15 protein-coding genes and 1 riboswitch are annotated in these 17,273 nt (G+C 42.1%); all 15 genes read left to right on the top strand.

Features of this window, described 5'->3' with window-relative positions; all coding sequences use genetic code 11:
• Positions 1–36 precede the first annotated feature (36 nt).
• The 15 genes from RZO55_RS24575 (at position 37) to RZO55_RS24505 (ending at position 17,207) form a co-directional block, all read left to right on the top strand.
• Positions 37–1,164, top strand: a complete 1,128-nt coding sequence (locus RZO55_RS24575) for a substrate-binding domain-containing protein (RefSeq protein WP_318066882.1) — start codon at positions 37–39, stop codon at positions 1,162–1,164.
• 54 nt (positions 1,165–1,218) lie between these two features.
• A complete protein-coding gene (locus tag RZO55_RS24570) occupies positions 1,219–1,656 on the top strand; it encodes an RbsD/FucU family protein (RefSeq protein WP_318066881.1) in 438 nt (145 codons plus the stop codon).
• Between the two features lie 75 nt (positions 1,657–1,731).
• The gene (locus RZO55_RS24565) at positions 1,732–2,901 is read left to right on the top strand and encodes an aldo/keto reductase (protein ID WP_318066880.1); all 1,170 of its coding nucleotides are present in this window, start codon (positions 1,732–1,734) and stop codon (positions 2,899–2,901) included.
• Between the two features lie 177 nt (positions 2,902–3,078).
• A complete protein-coding gene (locus RZO55_RS24560; protein WP_318066879.1) occupies positions 3,079–5,568 on the top strand; it encodes an HD domain-containing phosphohydrolase in 2,490 nt (829 codons plus the stop codon).
• Positions 5,569–5,610: 42 nt separating this feature from the next.
• A riboswitch (TPP riboswitch) is annotated at positions 5,611–5,717 on the top strand.
• Between the two features lie 66 nt (positions 5,718–5,783).
• Entirely contained in the window at positions 5,784–6,614 is an 831-nt protein-coding gene (gene thiM, locus RZO55_RS24555) for a hydroxyethylthiazole kinase (protein WP_318066878.1), read from the top strand.
• Positions 6,595–7,233: a thiamine phosphate synthase gene (gene thiE, locus RZO55_RS24550; RefSeq protein ID WP_318066877.1), complete on the top strand. Its 639-nt coding sequence runs from the start codon at positions 6,595–6,597 to the stop codon at positions 7,231–7,233. Before thiM ends, thiE begins: the two co-directional genes overlap by 20 nt.
• The gene (gene thiD / locus RZO55_RS24545; protein WP_318066876.1) at positions 7,230–8,030 is read left to right on the top strand and encodes a bifunctional hydroxymethylpyrimidine kinase/phosphomethylpyrimidine kinase; all 801 of its coding nucleotides are present in this window, start codon (positions 7,230–7,232) and stop codon (positions 8,028–8,030) included. Before thiE ends, thiD begins: the two co-directional genes overlap by 4 nt.
• 98 nt (positions 8,031–8,128) lie before the next feature.
• On the top strand, positions 8,129–10,090 hold the full coding sequence (locus tag RZO55_RS24540; protein ID WP_318066875.1) for a methyl-accepting chemotaxis protein: 1,962 nt from the start codon (positions 8,129–8,131) through the stop codon (positions 10,088–10,090).
• A gap of 143 nt (positions 10,091–10,233) precedes the next feature.
• Complete coding sequence (locus RZO55_RS24535; RefSeq protein ID WP_318066874.1) at positions 10,234–11,064, top strand: undecaprenyl-diphosphate phosphatase; 831 nt, start codon at positions 10,234–10,236, stop codon at positions 11,062–11,064.
• A 245-nt stretch (positions 11,065–11,309) separates the two neighbouring features.
• Complete coding sequence (locus RZO55_RS24530; RefSeq protein WP_318066873.1) at positions 11,310–11,690, top strand: response regulator transcription factor; 381 nt, start codon at positions 11,310–11,312, stop codon at positions 11,688–11,690.
• Positions 11,677–12,309, top strand: coding sequence for a chemotaxis protein CheC (locus tag RZO55_RS24525; RefSeq protein WP_318066872.1), 633 nt, complete (start codon positions 11,677–11,679; stop codon positions 12,307–12,309). The genes RZO55_RS24530 and RZO55_RS24525 overlap by 14 nt, the downstream gene beginning before the upstream one ends.
• Positions 12,302–13,240 (top strand): sensor domain-containing diguanylate cyclase, encoded by a 939-nt coding sequence (locus RZO55_RS24520; protein WP_318066871.1) that lies wholly within the window; start codon positions 12,302–12,304, stop codon positions 13,238–13,240. Before RZO55_RS24525 ends, RZO55_RS24520 begins: the two co-directional genes overlap by 8 nt.
• Before the next feature lie 74 nt (positions 13,241–13,314).
• Positions 13,315–13,938 (top strand): DUF4397 domain-containing protein, encoded by a 624-nt coding sequence (locus RZO55_RS24515; RefSeq protein ID WP_318066870.1) that lies wholly within the window; start codon positions 13,315–13,317, stop codon positions 13,936–13,938.
• Between the two features lie 97 nt (positions 13,939–14,035).
• Positions 14,036–14,461, top strand: coding sequence for an N-acetyltransferase (locus tag RZO55_RS24510; protein WP_318066869.1), 426 nt, complete (start codon positions 14,036–14,038; stop codon positions 14,459–14,461).
• Positions 14,462–14,561: 100 nt separating this feature from the next.
• Entirely contained in the window at positions 14,562–17,207 is a 2,646-nt protein-coding gene (locus RZO55_RS24505; protein ID WP_318067111.1) for an NYN domain-containing protein, read from the top strand.
• The last annotated feature ends 66 nt before the right edge of the window (positions 17,208–17,273 follow it).

Raw genomic sequence — 17,273 nt, 5'->3', positions numbered from 1 at the left:
AGAAATTACATAGAAAAAAATCAGGAGGAAGCAATAATGAAAAAAAATGTATGGGGCGTTTTATTCACAGCAGCTATGATGGCATCACTGACTGCCGGCTGCGCAAGCAAATCTTCAGCCAATGATGCGAAAGGTACCACAGCAGCCGATGCAAAAGGTACGACAGCCGCGGACGCAAAAGAAAGTGGAGATATGACGGTTTACATGGTGGCAAAGGGATTTCAGTCCCAGTACTGGCAGGCAGTATACAAGGGAGCGCAGAAGGCGGCAGGTGAACTGGGAGTTCATCTGGAATTTCAGGGACCTGATTCCGAATCAGATATTGCACAGCAGGTTCAGATGATGAATAATGCAGTTCAGATGAAGCCTGCAGCCATTGGACTGGCAGCGCTTGATGTTTCTGCACTTAACGACAGCATTAAAGCTTCCCAGGATGCAAAAATTCCGATTATCGGATTTGACTCCGGTGTACCGGATGCACCAGACGGGGCGGTTGTTGCCAATGCAGCCACTGATAATTACAAAGCAGGAGAAGTTGCTGCAGAAAACACCTATCCCCTCGTTAAGGACTTAATTGCAAAGTCATCAGCAAGCGTCCGTATCGGTGTACTGAACCAGGATGCAACCTCAGAGTCCATTATCAGCCGTGGTCTTGGCTTTATTGACAAAATAACAGAGTTAATTAAGGCAGACGGAAAAACCGTATGCATCACAGGAAATGACAAGTTTGTAACGGATTCCAAAACAGACAAAGGCAATTCAGCTGACGTAATACTTGATGTGGCTGTTCCGGCGAAGGTAGAGGCTTCCCTTATGACAACCGATGCCCAGACCATATTAAATAAAGAAGATACCATCTGCATCTTTGCCTCCAACCAAAAGACTGGCGAAGGACTGATCACCGGTGATGAGAATTTAGGTAGATTAGGAAAAGATGTAATAGGCGTTGCCTTTGACTCAGGTACCATGATTAAAGAAGCAATCAAAGAAGGAAAGCTGGCAGGAGCCGTAACCCAGGCACCAGTGGAAATCGGTTACCAGACCGTAAAACTGTCTGTTGCAGCTGCAAAAGGGGAAGCTGTTGCAGATGTTGATACAGGAAGCCAGTGGTACAACAAAGACAATATGGACACCAGTGAGATATCACAAAACTTATACGATTAATTCTAAAGCGCTCTCCGTTTAAAGGGGAGCGCTCTTTGAGAAAAGGAGATTATTATGTTAAAAGGAATACCATCAATGATCAGTCCGGAATTATTAAAGGTTTTATGCGAAATGGGCCATACCGATGAGCTTACCATCGGTGACGGAAACTTCCCAGGTCATACGTACGGAAAAAAAGTGATCCGTATGGATGGGCACGGAGTACCGGAAATTCTGGATGCGATTTTACAGCTGTTTCCCCTTGATACTTATGTGGAACACCCGGTTACACTGATGGGAGTGGTTAAAGGAGATGAAGTGAAGACACCGATCTGGGACAAATATAAGGAAATTGTGGCAAAGCATGATGAGAGGGGCGCTGCCTGCTTTGAAGAAATTGACAAGTGGGAGTTCTACGACAGAACGAAAAATCACTCATCCGTTGTCATTATGACAGGCGAACGTGAATTATATGCAAATATCATTTTGAAAAAAGGGGTGGTTACTGGGTAGCAGTTATTTTAATACTTGCCATGTCCGTAAAAAGGATTATAATAGGAATAAAAAAACGGATCAGGAGGATATGCCATGAAGTATCGGATCAATCCCCAAAATCAGGATGAGCTTTCCGTACTTGGTTTTGGATGTATGAGGTTTAGCCGGGATGAAAAGGAAGTGGAAAAGCAGATCATTTATGCTATTGAGCAGGGCGTTAATTATTTTGATACTGCATATATCTATCCGAACAGCGAAGTGGTTTTAGGAAGGGTACTTTCTAAGGGATACAGGGAACGGGTAAAAATTGCCACCAAGATGCCTCCGTACTCCATTAAAAAATACGAGGACTTTGACCGCATCTTTTTCACGGAATTAAAGCGGCTTCAAACAGACTATATTGATTATTACTTAATCCATATGCTTCCTGATACAACCGTATGGAACCGGCTGATCAGACTGGGGATCCATGATTGGATCAAAGAAAAGAAGAAAAAAGGCCAGATCCGGAATATCGGCTTTTCCTATCACGGAGGAAGAGATGAATTTATCCAGCTGGTGGATGCCTATCCCTGGGAATTTTGTCTGCTGCAGTATAACTATCTGGATGAGAACAGGCAGGCGGGTGTGGAAGGAATTAAATATGCCGCAGGTAAAGGGCTTCCTGTAATGGTTATGGAGCCGCTGCGGGGCGGAAAGCTGGTGACGAATCTCCCAAAAGAGGTGGAATCTGTCTGGAATAATGCTCATGTGAAACGCTCGCCTGCAGAATGGGCATTTAAATGGCTGTGGAACCAGCCGGAAGTTACGGTTGTGCTTTCCGGGATGAATTCCATGGAGATGATAAAGGAAAACATCAGAGTGGCATCTGAGACGGAGATAAATGCCTTTACCGATGCTGATTTTAATCTGTTTAAACAGGTAAAGGAAATTCTGGATAAGAAAATTAAGGTCCCCTGTACCGGATGCAATTACTGTATGCCCTGTCCCATGGGAGTGGATATCCCAACCTGTTTTTCCTGCTATAATGACATGGAAATAGAGGGGAAATTAGCTTCCAGAGGTAAATACATAATGCAGACCAGCATTAAGAACAAGCCCCACAATGCTTCTCTATGTGTGAAATGTAAAAAATGCGAATCCCATTGTCCGCAGAATATTAAAATCAGCGAGGAAATGACAAAGGTAACAAAAGCAATGGAAGGCGTTACATATAAACCATTGAGGTTCCTGATTAAAAAGGTTATGAGATTAGATAAATAACAGAAAAATACCGTAAAATACCGGATGCATCAATTGCATTTGGTATTTTTTATTTACTTAAAACAGTAATTCAGCTTGACAAGCAGACAGTAGTTTATTTAAAATATCTGAAAGGACGCTGGAATGGATTGACAGTTAAAATAGATATACAAGAATACATATGATAGAGGTGATGGTATGTTTAGCCATATTCGAATAAAAATGCTTCTGATTGTTATTCCGGTATTATGTGTTGTCATTATGCTGAGTTATAACGCCAGCGTAAGAACTGCAAAAAGGATCGTCGATCAAGAAACCAGCGAAAGAATATCTGCCGAAAAAGAAATACAGAAAAATATCATCGAGAAGAATATGAATGCTGCGGCTGAAATATCACGGGTGCTTGCTGTCTTTGCGGGGACTGGGTATAAAGAATACTCTCCCGATTATTTCATTCATATTCTGGAACCTGTTGTCAGGGACAACCAGTTCATTTTAGGGGCAGGGATCTGGTATGAACCATATCTTTACAATCCGTCACGGAAATATATGGGACCTTATGTATACAAAAAAGGAGACCGCATCCTCCCAACGTTCGATTACAGCAATTCTGATTACGATTATTTTTCCCAGGATTACTATTCTCTTGCTAAAAAGACTAAGAAGACCGTCTGGACCGATATGTATTATGATCAGACCAGCAGTCTGTATATGATCACATGTTCCCAGCCGGTCTTAGACCAGAGCGGGAATTATATCGGCTGTGTGACGGTGGACGTGGGATTGTCTTCCATGCAGAAATTTGTATCGGATTATATTGCCAGTTATGACGGAACAACCTGCATAATCAGCAAAGACGGAACATATCTTGCGGCGGAAAATGAAGATCTGGTAAAGCAGAAAGTCAGTGTCTATGATTCTGCCAATTCTTCATTTCTGGAGGCTGTTGCCAGGATCATGTCGAATGAAGAGGGAAATGCTGTCTATTACAGGGATAATCAAAAGATAAGCCTGTATTATAAGACACTCAATGATCTGGGCTGGAAGATCATTTTTGAAATTCCGGAGAGTTCCATACATATGCCCCTGCACGAGCTGTCAGACACATTCATATTAATTTTCGGACTTTCCCTCCTGTTTATGTCCCTTACTATTTTTTTTCTTACAGAACATATTATTGATCGTCCAGTTAAAGCTATGTTAGGTGAGCTAAAGCAGAGCAGTGAAAAACTGGAGCAGTCCCTGAAAGAAAATGTTGCTTCCCAGAAACAATTAATCCAGCAAAATCAGATCTTAACAGAGCGGGAAACCCAGATGTACCACAGTCTTAAATATACCAGTTCCCTGATGGAAGCCATCCCGGATACGGTGTTTGTCATCTCTAAGGATGGGACTTTTCTTGACTGTATCGGAGACCGGGAGCATCTGTTTTTTACAAAAGAGGAGTTTATTGGAAAACATATCTCAGATGTGATACCTGCTTATATAGCAAATAAGAGCAAAGAGGTCATCAATCAGGTGTTTCTTACTGGAGAAAACCAGAAGATTGAATATGAGTGGATCAACGGGCAGACTACAGAATACCATGAACTGCGGGTTGTAAAATGGTTTGATGATAAAGTCATTGCAATTGCCAGAAACATAACAGATACCCATAATTACATAAAGGAAATCGAAGAGATCAGTTATTATGACCAGGTAACCGGCCTGCATAACAGAAGGTTTTTTGACAAAAAAGAGAAGGAATTAAACCAGACAGCAAATTATCCCATGAGTGTTATTTTTTCAGATCTCAATGGCTTAAAGCTTGTAAATGACTCCTTTGGCCATGAATACGGAGACAGCATGCTGAAACGTTATGCCGGGATATTAATGAATTCAGGCAAAGCTGCTGATCTGATCAGCCGTGTTGGAGGAGATGAGTTTGCAATTATCTTAAAAAGGTCGGATCAGCAAGATACAGAGCAGTATATCCGGGAATTAAAAGAGAAGTGCAAAGGAGAGACTATCAATGGAATCGAACTGTCAGTTTCTTTTGGATATTGTATTATAAAGGATGCCAGTTTATCCGTTCAGAATGCTGTTAAGCTGGCAGAAGATGAAATGTATCAGAACAAATTATATGAGTCATACAGCAGAAGAAGTAAAACTCTTGAGATTATCTTAAATACCCTTCATGAAAAAAATCCAAGAGAGGAGCAGCATTCCCAGAGAGTAGCAGAAATCTGTGAATTAATGGCAAAGAACCTGGAGATGTCTGACAGTGACATTAAGAAAATCAGAGCTGCCGGTCTGCTGCATGATATTGGTAAAATAGGAATTAAGGAAGAACTGCTGAATAAGCCGGGAGCATTAACAGAGGATGAGTTTCAGGAGATCCGCAGGCATTCAGAAATCGGATACCGTATATTAAATACTGCCCCCAATATGTCGGAGATCGCGGAGATAGTTTTATGCCATCATGAGCGTTGGGATGGTAAAGGATATCCCAAGGGAAGAAGTAAAACTGATATACCGCTTTTTGCCAGAATCATAGCAATTGTGGACTCTTATGATGCTATGACAAGTGACAGAAGTTACCGAAAGGCATTGTCGGCCTCCCATGCACGAGAGGAACTGATTCAGGGTGCAGGAACGCAGTTTGATCCGCAGCTGGTTGATTTTTTTGTGAAACAGGTAATGGGATAGAATTGACAGTGTCAGCCGGTTGTGTTAAAATCGAGAAAAATTAATATCGTTTTGGGGAGCTGGTGACCTGGCTGAGAGGAAGTAAGAACTTCGACCCGTTTAACCTGATATGGGTAATGCCAACGTAGGGACAGCTGATCTTTAACCATCATGAGATGTGTCTTTACAGGCATGTCTCATTTTTTTCTCTCAAAACAAAGAAAAGGAGCAGGAAAATGTTTGAACAAATGATTACAAATGTAAGAAACAATGTTCCGCTGGTACATGCAATCACAAACTATGTGACTGTAAATGACTGTGCCAACATCATACTGGCAAGCGGCGGGTCGCCTATTATGGCAGATGATATTAACGAGGTTCGTGATATCGCTGCTATATCCTCTGCTTTGGTTTTAAATATGGGAACGCTCAATGAGCGGACGATTGCATCTATGCTTGCAGCAGGAACAACAGCAAATCAGTGCGGTATACCTGTTGTTTTGGATCCGGTGGGAGCAGGGGCATCGGCATTTCGGAATAAAACAGTATTGCAGCTTTTGAAAGAGGTCCGGTTTTCCGTAATAAAAGGCAATATTTCTGAAATTAAATTTCTGGCTGCAGGAGAAGGAAGGACATCAGGAGTTGATGCCTGTGAGGCGGATAAAGTAACAGAGGTAAATTTAGGCAGCGTGGCAGATTTTGCGAAATCATTTTCTAAAAAAACAGGTTCCGTCATTGCTATTACCGGTGCCATTGATCTTGTGGCGGACCACGAGCATGTATATGCTATCCGAAACGGCCACCCCATGATGAGCAAAATCACGGGGACGGGCTGTATGCTTTCTATGGTAACCGGCAGCTATATTGGAGCGAATCCCGGTGATATTTTACGTGCAGCGGCAGCTGCAGTATGTGGAATGGGGCTGTGCGGGGAGCTGGCGCATAAGAGACTGTGTGAGCTTCAGGGCGGTACCGGCATGTACCGCATGCTTCTGATTGATGAAATGAGCAAATTGAATGAGAAAATACTGGAAGAAGGTGCAAACTATGAATGTATCGAAAGATAATATGCTTTTATATGTAGTTACTGACCGGACCTGGCTGGGCAACAGCAGGCTTTGTGAGCAGGTGGAGGAAATTGTACAATCAGGTGCCACATTTATCCAGCTTCGTGAAAAAAATCTTGATTATGATAGTTTTGCAGCCGAAGGGAGAGCCATTCGAACAATTACGTCTAAGTACAACATTCCTTTTGTGATCAATGATAATATTGAAGTCGCCCTGGCAGTGGGTGCAGATGGGGTTCATGTAGGACAAAAGGATTTAGATGCCAGAAAATGCAGGGAGCTGATCGGAGAAGATAAGATCCTGGGAGTATCAGCCCAGACAAAAGAACAGGCACTTCTGGCTGAGGAAAGCGGTGCAGATTATATCGGAGTGGGAGCTGTTTTTGAGACTTCCACCAAAACCGATGCAAATCCTGTTTCCTTTGATACATTAAAAGAAATCTGCAGCTCTGTATCCATTCCGGTGATTGCAATAGGTGGAATTAATGAAGATAATATTCAAAAACTGAAAGGGAGCCATATTGACGGAGTCGCAGTGATATCTGCAGTATTTGCTGCCAGGGATAAGAAAAAAGCGGTGAAAACCCTGTTATCTCTGGTAAAGGAGGCTGTGATATGAAAAAAGTACTTACGATCGCCGGCTCTGACTGCAGCGGAGGTGCAGGCATTCAGGCAGATTTAAAGACAATGACTGCCCACAAGGTATATGGGATGAGTGTCATTACTGCTCTGACGGCCCAGAACACCACAGGTGTCACATCAATTATGGACGTGACACCTGAATTTGCAGGGCAGCAGATGGATTGTATTTTTACAGATATTATTCCGGATGCGGTAAAAATAGGCATGGTTTCAAACAGCGGAATTATCAGGGTGATTGCAGAGAAACTGGAGAAATACAACGCCAGAAATCTGGTGGTGGATCCGGTTATGATATCAACCAGCGGCTCAAAGCTGTTATCCGAGGAGGCCATGGATACGCTTGTCAGCAGACTGCTTCCTGCCGCTTGTCTTATTACGCCTAATATTCCGGAAGCAGAAGCACTCTGTAATGTGAAAATTACAAATAAAAATGATATGGAAAAAGCGGCAGAGGCACTTTTTAAGCAGTTAAACAGTGCAGTTCTTATCAAGGGAGGTCATTTAACAGAGACTTCTGACGATCTTCTTTGTACAAGAGAGAAAATGGTCTGGATTCGGGGCAAACATATTGATAATCCAAACACGCATGGGACAGGCTGCACATTATCTTCTGCCATTGCCTGCAGTCTGGCCAAAGGATTTTCCATGGAACAGAGTATCAGAAACGCCAAAGCATATATTACCGGCGCTTTAAATGCACAGTTAGATCTGGGCAAAGGCAGCGGTCCGCTGAACCATATGTGGGGGATTGACACGAGCGGTAAATGGTTATAAATGTAATATTTAGTCGATTTTTGTAAGATTTATATTTCTAAATAACACAATCCCATGTATAATGTATATAAATATTACGATAAGGGGGATTGACGCACTTGAAGACGATAAAAGGGAAATTGTTTTTTGTTATTGTACTTTTGTTATTTGCGACCTCAGCAGTGAATGTGATTACAGGAATCAGTGCCAGCTATTTCAGTATTACGGAAAATACGAAAAATGACATGAATGCCATGGGAGAAATTGCTGATACTGCATTGGCTGCAGAGATTAACCTGTTAAAAGAACAGGCAGAAAATCTTGCAATCCAGATTGGAACAGTATCACAGGGTGACTGGAGTAAGAAACTGAACTCTATGGATTCAGCCCTGAAGAATACAAAGTTTCAGGCATTGGGGATTGCTGGTCCGGATGGAAAAATATTAAGCACTGATAAGACCCTGGATGGTCAGGATTTCTCACAAAAAAGCTGTTTCGCAGACAGTATCAGTGGAAAAACCACCATCTCTTCTACGGAAACTCTGGATAATAAGCAGGTATTTTATGTGTGTTCCCCCCTGCCTGCCGGTTCCGGTGTAGTGGTTGGCGTATTAGACGGTCTTTATTTCAGCAGGATCATTGAAAATATTGTAATTGGGAAGACCGGCAATGTATTTATGCTTGACAAAGCAGGTACCTTCATTGCCAATAAACGCCCTAATCTGGTTGAGGAACGGCAGAATTTTATTGAAAAGGCAAAAACAGATTCCTCTCTGGCAAACGCATCAAAGGTTTATGGCAAAATGATAAAAGGGGAAAAGGGAGTAGACAAATACGAATATGAAACAGGAGCCAGAATATGCGCATATGGTCCTGTAACTAATTCCGATGGCTGGTCTTACGGCGTGGTAGCACCGATTAAAGAAATGACTTCTTCTATCATTTATACAGTTTTCCTGTTATTGGCTTCATCCGTTATTATGATCATTGCAGGAATTATCGCAAGTTTTGTCCTGGCCAACAGACTTTCAAACCCAATAAAGAAGATAACCGGCCGTATGGAACTTTTGGCTAACGGAGATTTGGAAAGTGAAGTCTATATACATAACAGTAAGGATGAGATTGGTGTATTGACAAGAAGCATTGCTGATATGATAAGCTCCCTTAAATCGTACATTCAGGAGATTGCCTATATTTTACAGCAGGTGTCTGCCGGTAATTTAAAGGTATCTTCAAATGTAGAATACAAAGGGGAATTTATTGAAATTCAGACATCATTAAACCAGATCACGGAACAGTTAAACAAAGCATTCGGAGAGATCATTGTTTCGGCCAGGCAGGTGAGCAGCAGCTCAGAGCAGGTAGCGGAATCTTCCCAGCAGTTATCTCAGGGAGCCACAAGGCAGGCAAGCTCCGTGGAAGAAATCGCTGCTACAATTTCTGATATTTCCCATCACATCAGATCCAATGCTGAGAATGCGAAAAAGGCCGGAACCATGTCACTGCATGCGGTGGAACAGGTTAGCGGCGGTCAGCGGGAAATGGAGAAACTGGTATGTGCAATGAATGAGATCAGTGAGACTTCCACTGAAATCGGGAAAATTATCAAAGTGGTGGAAGACATTGCATTTCAAACCAACATTCTGGCGCTGAATGCAGCTGTGGAAGCAGCCAGAGTGGGGGAGGCCGGAAAAGGTTTTGCTGTAGTGGCAGATGAAGTCAGGAATCTGGCAGGCAAAAGTGCAGATGCAGCCAGGGATACAACGGCGTTAATAGAAAAATCCATTGAAGCAGTGAAAAATGGAAATGAAATTGCCTTAGAAACATCCCAATCTCTGGAACAGATAGTAACGAGTACCCGTGAGGTCTCAGAATTGGTAAACCAGATATCAGGCAGATCCTCGGAGCAGTCAGAGGCCGTTTCACAATTAAAGACCGGAATTGAACAGGTTTCAGGAGTAGTACAGTCCAATGCAGCCACTGCAGAGGAAAGTGCTGCATATGCGCAGGAGTTGTCCGGACAATCCTTAATCATGACAAATCTGGTTTCCAGATTTGATCTGACAGAGGAGAATAAATAAGAATTAATTGTGGTATTAAGCTGGTGACACGATTCGTGTCACTGGCTTTTTTACGGTGTTACGGTAAGTGTCTTGCTCATTTAAGCATAATAGTGGATAATGGGGATAGTGATAATATTATTAAGGCAGGAGGAATAATAAGAATGAATTCCATTGTAACAGAATTTTTTAAGGTGCTGTTTTTAGGAATTGTAGAAGGAATTACAGAATGGCTTCCCATCAGCAGTACTGGTCATATGCTCCTTGTGGATCAGTTTTTACAGTTAAATGCAAGTGAAGGCTTTAAGGAAATGTTTTTTGTGATGATTCAGCTGGGTGCAATTTTAGCTGTTGTGCTTTTATTTTGGGATAAGATGTTTCCTTTCCAGTGGAGTGACAGCAACAGGCCATTCCTTATAAAAGAAACGTTTCTGATCTGGATAAAGGTAGTGATTTCCTGTGTTCCGGGAGCAATTGTAACAATTCTTTTCGACGATTATATTGAGGCCCGTTTTCATACTCCAGGTGTTATTGCAGCAGCCTTGATTTTTTATGGGGCGGCCTTTATCATCATAGAAAACTGGAATAAAGAACGCATACCTTCTGTAAGGAAACTTCAGGATATCAGTTACCGGACGGCATTTATTATTGGGTTATTTCAGGTTCTATCCATTGTCCCAGGCACCTCACGCTCCGGTGCAACCATAATTGGAGCTTTATTAATCGGAGTATCCCGTACGGCTGCTGCTGAATTTACGTTTTTCATGGCAGTACCTGTGATGTTTGGTTTGAGTGCCATAAAGGTATTAAAATTTGGTTTGTTCTTCACAGGAGAGGAACTCTTTATTCTGGTGACTGGTATGACTGTTGCATTTGCCGTTTCCATACTGGTTATAAAGTTTCTCATGAGATATATAAAGAAACATGATTTTAAGGTATTTGGCTGGTACCGCATCATTCTTGGTATTTTGGTATTGCTATGGCCATTTTCATGATGGTAGTTAAATCAACATATTGGATCAATCAAAAGGACGTACAAACAAGCGTAGGTATGTCCTTTTTTTTGAGCTCATCAGGGATAATGTGTCCCTATTACTGCATTAATCTATATTTCCAGTTATTTCTAAAATATTTTATTGTAATTAGAACGCACATTTATTAAAATAGAAACAGACAAAAGGCTCAGCATTTATACAGAGGACATGGAAATCTAAGGATTTACATGAAAGGGAGAACTTGAATGATAAAAATACTAATTGTGGACGACTCTGTTTTTTCGCAAAAGATGACTTCTAATGTTTTGAAAAAATGTCTTGTTCAATCAGAGATTTACTTTGCTGGTGACGGTTGGGAGGGATTAAAAAAGTATAAGGAAGAGAAGCCGGATTACATATTTGTGGATCTGCTGATGCCAGGACTGGATGGACATGGGTTAATTAAACTTATTAAGGAATATGATCCGTCTGCAAATATCATTGTGGTTTCCGCCGATGTTCAGAATCATGTCAGAGAAGAGACGGAAAAGCATCATATTATAACATTTATTAATAAACCTTTTACTGAGGAGAAGGCACAAATAATCTGTAATATGATGAAGGAGAAGGATAATGGAAAACCGTGATATGACGCAGGACATCTTAAAGGAACTGTTCAATATCAGTGTAGGGCGTGCAGCAGGAATCTTATCGGATATTGTACAGCAAAGAATACATTTAACTGTGCCAAATGTGAGAATTCTGGATGTCTCTTCAGAAACCTATGCCATCGATGAGTATATCTCAATGAAGAAAAACGGAACCCTTATGGTATCCACCCTGTCGTTTAAGGAAAATTATACTGGAAAAGCCAGTCTGATATTTTCAGCAGAGAAAATGAAGAAATTTATCAATCTTTGTCTGCAGGAAGAACAGCAAGACAGTGAAGAGATGGATTTTAATGACGTGGATTTTGATATTATAAAAGAAATCGGCAACATTTTATTGAACTGTATCCTGGGAGAAACAGGGAATCTTTTAAACATCAGATTTAAATACACGTTGCCGGAGGTCAGACTTTTTAATCTGTCTGAATTTAAGTTTGATTATCAGAATACAGGTAATTCTCATATTTTAATACTATATATTACATTTGTGATTGGTGATACGGAAATCGAAGGGGCGATTATTGTTGATTTATCGCTGAATTCCCTGAATGATTTAATGACGAAGGTTAACCAGTTAGAGGAAGCTCTGTATGAATAGATTATTATATCAGGTACTGGATAATCTCAATGAGGGGATTGTCATATTAAATGAATATCTGCAAGTCATGTACTGGAATTATTATATGGAGGAGGTGACCAGCTTAAATCGATACCATATTCTGAGCCAGTCAATCAATGATGTTTTGCCCAGCTTAAATATGAAATGCTATCAGGATGCTTTTCGTGATGTGAAGGAAGAGGGTATAATCCGGTTCTTTTCCGGTGCGTTCCATAAGCGGATGTTGAATAATTCTGATTATTTTAACCTGAAGGTAACCAGAATTGAAAATGAGGGGAAACATTTTATTCAGCTGGAATTTATCAATGTTACCAGCCAGTTTAATCAGATTAAACAGCTGAAATCCTATGTGAATCAATTATGGGACACCAACAGGAATCTAAAGGAGAAGGAGAAGACAATTCACAAGCTGGCATACTATGACAAATTAACGGGTGTCGCAAACCGCAGCTTATTCTATGAAGTCTCCGCCAGTTTACTGGCACAGGCAAAAAGAAATAAAAGCCTGCTGGGTCTGATGTTTTGTGATGTGAATAAATTTAAGTCCATCAATGATACCTATGGCCATGAGTTTGGTGATAAAGTGCTGATTCATGTTGCGAAGCTGTTAGAAAAGGCAGCACGGGAAAACGATATGGTATGCAGGTATGGAGGAGATGAGTTTCTCATTCTTCTGCCGGATATAAAAGAGGTTGACAATTATGATATTGTGGCTTCCAGAATCGAGGAACTGACCAGGGAACCAGCCAGGATCCAGAATATTACAATTCCCCTGTCCATAAGCGGAGGAATCAGTTTTTATCCAATCGACGCAGACGCCATCGACCAGCTGATTGCAAAAGCGGATGCTGCCATGTATGCTGCAAAACAGATGAAGGGAATGGAAACTTATTTTTACCGTATGGATTAAAAGCTGGATTATCCGGTCACATCTCATCTTGCCAGCATATATTATACCGTATATATTTAATCGTGAGGTATAATATGGATCAGTACACAGCTAGACCATCGGATGAAGTACAGGTAGGTTATGTGCGCGTCATGCACACAGTACCTAATGCACCAAATGTTGACATATACGTGGATGATGAGATGATTATCGAAAATCTTGCCTACGGGGATTTTACTGATTACTTACCGGTGCAGGAAGGAACCTATAAGGTTTCTGTCTATGTATCCGGATCCCAGGACACTCCTGTCGTTGAAAACATGCTGCCGGTAGAACAAAACGAGATGCTCACAGTAGCGGCAGTGGGAACCCCTGATAACATCGGACTGCTATCCATTACCGATGCCAATGGAGATATGATCCAGGGAAAAGCTATGGTTCGTTTTATCCATCTCTCTCCGGATGCACCCGCAGTTGATATAACACTTTCTGACGGAACTGTTATATTCCCCAATGTTGCATTTAACCAGATTACCCCCTATATCGCAGCAGATCCCACAAATTTAACCTTGCAGGTCAGGCCGGCCGGGTCAACAGACGTTGTATTAGAAATACCCGATGTTCCCTTAAGTGAGGATTATTTCAATACGATTTATGCAGTAGGACTTCTGCAGGGAAATCCACCGCTGGAGGTTCTCTTGACAACGGATGAAGTTTAGGGTATAACATAATATTAGCAGGAGAAAAACAGATAGCTCTTTATAAAGGAGTTATCTGTTTTTTTAAAATAGGAATGAAGAACCAGGAGATGATAAAATGATTAGAGAATTTAAGGAAAACGATTTAAACCGGATTATGGAGCTATGGCTGGATACCAATATACAGGCGCATGATTTCATTTATAAAAGCTATTGGCAGGACCATTTCCAGGAAGTAAAGGAGATACTGCCGGGTGCTATTGTTTCCGTATATGAAGACAATGGAGTCATACAGGGATTTATTGGTTTGATGGACAGTTACATTGCCGGAATTTTTATTTCAAAAGACCAGCAGTCCAGAGGAATCGGAAGCCAGCTTCTGAATCATGTGAAAAAAAATCACAGACAATTATCCTTAAAGGTCTATGAAAAGAACAAGCGGGCGGTGGATTTCTATCTGAGAGAAGGGTTTCTTGTGACTGATAAACAGGAGGATAAGGAAACCGGAGAAGTGGAATACGAGATGGCATGGAGCCGGAAGTGAGCTAGAATGATCTTCCCGTATACAAAACTAAGGGAAACTGGTATGATAATAAAGACAAATCAGACACGAAATGAATGGCACAAAGGATTCGAAAAAGATTATGAAGCAATTAACCATAGGAATACTGGCTCATGTAGATGCAGGTAAGACCACGCTGTCAGAAGGTATCCTTTATGTAAGCGGAAAGATCGGTAAGCCAGGAAGAGTTGATAATAAAAATACATTTTTAGATACCTACGAGCTGGAAAAAGCGAGAGGAATCACCATATTTTCCAAGCAGGCAGTATTTGATATGGGAGGAATTAAAACCACCCTTTTAGATACTCCCGGACATGTGGATTTCAGTGCGGAGATGGAACGGACACTCCGTGTTCTTGACTATGCCATATTGGTAATCAGCGGTGCGGACGGGGTACAGGGACATACCAGAACCTTATGGCGTCTATTGTCCATGTACCAGATCCCTGTTTACGTTTTTATTAATAAAATGGATCAGCCGGCTGCCGATAAGGACAGGTTGATGAGCGAGGTTAAAAAACAGCTTCATGACAGCTGTATTGATTTTTCCCTGGCTGGTACAGATAGTTTTTATGATCAGCTTGCCATGTGCAGTGAAAGCATGATGGATGAGTATCTGGAGACCGGTGCAGTTAGCGGGGACCAGATCAGGCAGGGAATTAAAAACCGAACCGTCTTTCCCTGCTTTTTGGGCTCTGCGCTTAAATTACAAGGGATAGAAGCGCTTCTTGCAGGAATCAGCCAATACGCCATTATACCAGAGTATTCCGGTGAATTTGGTGCAAAGATCTTTAAAATAACCAGAGATGATCAGGGAAACCGGCTGACCCACTTAAAACTCACTGGTGGAACTCTCAGTGTGAAAAACACCCTGACCAATGGAACCTGGGAGGAAAAAGTCAACCAGATCCGTATTTATTCCGGGGAAAAATACGAGACAGTGAATGAGATTTCTCCAGGCTGTATCTGCGCAGTGACCGGTCTTAGCCAGACAAGACCGGGGGAGGGACTTGGATTTGAAGAAGTTTATGAGTCGCCGGTATTAGAGCCGGTCCTGTCTTATCAGATTGCCCTGCCAGAAGGCTGCAATCCAAGGCAGATGATTCCCAGGCTTCGCCAGCTGGAAGAAGAGGAGCCGGAGCTTCATATTGTATGGGATGAGCACTTGCAGGAGATTCAGGCGCAGATCATGGGTGAGATACAGATTGAGATCTTAAAGAGCCTGATCTCAGACCGGTTTGGAGTGGAGGTATCTTTTGATACGGGAAGAATTGTGTACAAAGAGACCATTGACAGTCCGGCGGAAGGCGTGGGGCATTTTGAACCGTTGAGGCACTATGCAGAGGTACATCTTTTATTAGAACCAGGGGAGCCAGGCAGCGGTCTGGAATTTTGCTCTGCCTGCAGTGAGGAACTTCTGGGTAAAAATTATCAGAGGCTTGTACTGACCCATCTGGAGGAGAAAAGTCACAAAGGAGTGCTGACCGGATCTGCAATTACAGATATGAGAATCACCCTTGTGTCTGGGAAAGCCCACCAGAAGCATACAGAAGGCGGGGATTTCCGGGAAGCAACATACCGGGCGGTGCGTCAGGGCTTAAAAGAGGCACAGTCGGTATTATTGGAGCCCTATTATGGTTTTACACTTGAACTGCCTGAAAATCTGGTTGGAAGAGCAATGACAGATATTGAAAAGATGTGGGGAACCTGCGAGATATCCCATACAGACGGAGCGGCTGCAGTTCTTACCGGCAGTGCGCCGGTGTCCGCCATGAGAAATTACCAGAAAGAGGTATCCGCATATTCTAAAGGTATGGGAAGGCTGTTTTGTACCTTAAAAGGTTATGAGCCATGCCATAATCCGGAATTTGTAATTCGGGAGTCCGGCTACGATTCGGAAAGTGATCTGGACAATCCTGCAGGATCCGTATTCTGTTCACACGGTGCCGGGTTTGTGGTTCCCTGGGATCAGGTGAAAAAACACATGCATGTGGAGCCTTTCTTAAAAAGTCCCCAGTCAGGAACTGATGAGGAGACAGTGGTGGGTGGATATACCGGCCTGGAAGCCCCCCTTATGAGTCTGGAAGAAATCGACCGGATTATTGAGAGTACCTTTTATGCCAACAGAGGTAAAAGGACAGAATGGAAAAGAAAAAAGCCTGTTTACGAAGTTCGCCGGGATCCCGTTTACCATGATATAAATCAGGCAGAACAAAGGGAAGAATATCTTCTTGTGGACGGTTATAACATCGTATTTGCCTGGCCAGAGCTGGCTGAACTGGCACAGGATAATATGGATGGTGCCAGAATGAAACTTCTGGATCAGCTATGCAATTATCAGGCAATCCGTAAATGTAAGATCATTGCGGTATTTGACGCATACCGGGTAAAGGAGCATCGGGAAGAATTCATCGCCTATCATAATATTCATCTGGTATATACCAGAGAGGCACAGACAGCAGACCATTATATCGAGAGATTTGCCCATGATAACAATAGAAAATACCGGATTACCGTTGCTACCTCCGATGGCTTGCAGCAGATGATCGTAAGAGGAGCGGGATGCGCTTTGTTATCTGCCAGAGAGTTAAAGATAGAGATGGAAGCAGCAAACAAAAGGGTGACTGGAGAATTTCAGGATTCCAGACCAAAAAACCGTAATTTTCTTCTGGATTCTCTGTCAGATGAGGCAAAGGAACAGTTAAAAGACGTGAACAGTAAAGAATGATAAGATTATAGACAGGAGCGGTCCTTTCTGCGGATTTTAATGAAAACGCAGGAAGGACCGAAGCAT

Origin of the sequence: Clostridium boliviensis, assembly GCF_033342255.1 — a bacterium.
In the GTDB taxonomy this organism is placed as follows: domain Bacteria; phylum Bacillota; class Clostridia; order Lachnospirales; family Lachnospiraceae; genus Lacrimispora; species Lacrimispora boliviensis.
Note: the sequence above shows the minus strand (reverse complement) of the source record. Positions and strands in the feature narration are given on the sequence as shown.